A 394-nucleotide genomic window follows, 5' to 3' on the forward strand; every position below is an offset into this window, starting at 1 on the left:
CCCCTTCGTCTAGAGGCCTAGGACATCACCCTTTCACGGTGAGTACAGGGGTTCGAATCCCCTAGGGGACGCCAGATTCAGCGGCGTTTCGTAGAAGTGCCGCAACGCTTGCAGGAACGTGACACCGTCCTGCAGGCGCGAGTAAGAAAAGCTGGAGCGGTAGTTCAGTTGGTTAGAATACCGGCCTGTCACGCCGGGGGTCGCGGGTTCGAGCCCCGTCCGCTCCGCCAGAACGAAGCCCGTTCAAAGAACGTTTTTTGAACGGGCTTTTGCATTAAGGATGTAAGCAGTACGTTGTCCCCTTCGTCTAGAGGCCTAGGACATCACCCTTTCACGGTGAGTACAGGGGTTCGAATCCCCTAGGGGACGCCAGATTCAGCGGCGTTTCGTAGAA

Annotated in this window: 2 tRNA genes; both read left to right on the plus strand. The window is 57.1% G+C overall.

The features are described from left to right. Positions 1-153: 153 nt before the first annotated feature. Positions 154-230 (plus strand) — tRNA-Asp (locus HWX08_RS34180). A 66-nt stretch (positions 231-296) separates the two neighbouring features. Next, a tRNA-Glu gene (locus HWX08_RS34185) sits at positions 297-372 on the plus strand. The last annotated feature ends 22 nt before the right edge of the window (positions 373-394 follow it).

Source organism: Burkholderia metallica, assembly GCF_902832845.1.
GTDB classification, from domain to species: Bacteria; Pseudomonadota; Gammaproteobacteria; order Burkholderiales; family Burkholderiaceae; genus Burkholderia; species Burkholderia metallica.